The organism is Azonexus sp., assembly GCF_036170495.1.
GTDB lineage: Bacteria > Pseudomonadota > Gammaproteobacteria > Burkholderiales > Rhodocyclaceae > Azonexus.
Window position 1 is genome coordinate 1 of sequence record NZ_JAVHPH010000409.1, and the last position, 1,884, is coordinate 1,884.

General features: G+C 61.4%; 5 protein-coding genes. All 5 read left to right on the forward strand.

Annotated features, from left to right (window positions below; all coding sequences use genetic code 11):
* A partial coding sequence (locus ADADOO_RS15080) for a NifX-associated nitrogen fixation protein (protein ID WP_511278325.1) occupies nucleotides 1-444 on the forward strand: 444 nt, incomplete at its 5' end.
* Nucleotides 445-458: 14 nt separating this feature from the next.
* Entirely contained in the window at nucleotides 459-677 is a 219-nt protein-coding gene (locus ADADOO_RS15085) for a CCE_0567 family metalloprotein (RefSeq protein ID WP_226498342.1), read from the forward strand.
* Entirely contained in the window at nucleotides 674-943 is a 270-nt protein-coding gene (fdxB, locus tag ADADOO_RS15090) for a ferredoxin III, nif-specific (RefSeq protein WP_226404802.1), read from the forward strand. Before ADADOO_RS15085 ends, fdxB begins: the two co-directional genes overlap by 4 nt.
* A gap of 71 nt (nucleotides 944-1,014) precedes the next feature.
* On the forward strand, nucleotides 1,015-1,362 hold the full coding sequence (locus tag ADADOO_RS15095; protein ID WP_511278326.1) for a hypothetical protein: 348 nt from the start codon (nucleotides 1,015-1,017) through the stop codon (nucleotides 1,360-1,362).
* A gap of 3 nt (nucleotides 1,363-1,365) precedes the next feature.
* Nucleotides 1,366-1,782, forward strand: a complete 417-nt coding sequence (locus tag ADADOO_RS15100) for a hypothetical protein (RefSeq protein WP_511278327.1) — start codon at nucleotides 1,366-1,368, stop codon at nucleotides 1,780-1,782.
* Nucleotides 1,783-1,884 lie beyond the last annotated feature (102 nt).

Sequence of the window (1,884 nt, forward strand, 5' to 3'; positions counted from 1 at the left end):
GCCGATCCCATCTTCGAAACCGATTTCGTCAAGGAGATGGCCCGCCAGATGCGCGCGCTCGATACCTACGGCACCTACGCCGGCTGGACGGTCGAAAAAATCCTCGATCCCTACATCCTGACCAAGGAACGCAAGGCCAACATCCCGATGATCGGTGATCCGGACGACGAGACCATCTCGCGCGTCAAGGCCTTCTACAACGCCATCGCCGTGCTCATCGAAAAGGAATGCAAGCTGCTCGCCGTGCCGCTGGTGCACCTGACCCACGAAGGTTTCGGCCGCGCCATCATTACCGTCGGCAAGCTGGTTGCCGTTGAAAAGACCTTGCGCGACGTGCATCGCTTCGGCTTCCCGAGCCTGTCCAAGATGAAGGATGACGCCGACAAGATGCTCGGTATCGCTCTGGAACGTATCGGTCAGTATCCGAACGTCGCCGGGCTGTAAGGGCGGGGGGCAACATGACTGACGAAGAACTGGCCGCCCTCGACAAGGAAGTCAAGAAGCTCAAGCGGATCGCTTCCGAGTGGGCTTCGCAGATGCACGATCTCGTGGAAGACCGCCTGCCGGCGGGCTTTCATGAAATTCCTGCGCTTTCCCAATCCACCTACGATGCCTGCCAGGCGTGGGCCGATGCCAGTGCCCGACTCGCTGCCGCGCAGAAAGGACAACCAGCATGATCACCGGACTCACCAAAGGCGGCACCGAATGGACGCCGCAATTCGCCACCAGCCTCGATCAGGCCAAGTGCATCGGCTGCGGCCGCTGCTACAAGGTCTGCCCGCGCAATGTTCTCGACCTCGTCGAGCGAGAGTTGGATGACGACGATGATGACGAAGACGACAACATGATGGTCATGTCGCTGGCCAATCCGGCTGACTGCATCGGTTGTGGCTCCTGCGGACGCGTTTGTCCGAAGGACTGCTACACCTACGCACCGGCCTGAAACACAAAGCTCTGTCATTTCCGCGCCTGCGGGAATGGCGGAGATGTCCATACGCCCTCGATACCTCGACCATGACCGCAAATTTGCCCGATAACGCCACCGGCGAAGCTGTCTGCGCCGCCTTGCGCGCTCAGGTGGAAAAGCTCGGCCTGTCGATCGGTGACGAGCCGGTGTGGGCCGATGTCGTGTTCGAGGAAGAGACCGACCCGTATTCGCAGGAGGTCAGCGTGCTAGCCTATTGGCGAGGCAAGGCCCGTTTCGGCAAGGCGACCTTCTTTCCCGATGGCCGCATTTTTGCCGAGTACCAGGTGCTGCTGGCGCACCCGGCCAAAGCCGATTTCTACGTCGATACGGTTGAAATCTGGGGGCGACCGGAGAAATTCCGCGGCGATGCGGTCCTGGCGGAATACGCGAAGTAGGCCATGAGCGTTTCGCCCCGTTTACTGTTCATTCACAAGCATGGGACCAGCGGCCGCGTTCGCTTTCTCTGTCTGAGTTCAGGCGTTGTCGCTTTCAAGCCATTGCCGACACTGTCGGCGCTGCGCGATGAAGATTTCTCGCCGACCGTCCAGTTTCATCCGACAGCGGTTGTTCGCGAAGCTGAGGTGCACCTCGGGCTGGCCGAGGGCGCAGTCGAGCCGGTGGCTGATTTTCAGGCCTGGGTCGATACGCCGGAGGGCGATGTGCCCGTTCTGCTCGCGGCGTTTGCCAGCATTGACCCGCCGTTCGCGGCGGCTGACCGGCTCCACGGCCGTTTCATCGCCATTACCGAGTCGCTCCAGCTAAGCGAAGTCGAACGAAATCTGCTGCGCCGGGCGTACGAACACGTCCTGGGATAAGCCGTTCGGTGGCATCGAGAAGGGCCTGGCGGTGGGCTTTCCGGTGGGCCGCCAGACCGGCCGGGGTGTAGCCCTGAAGGACGACGCCGGGTGGCATGATGC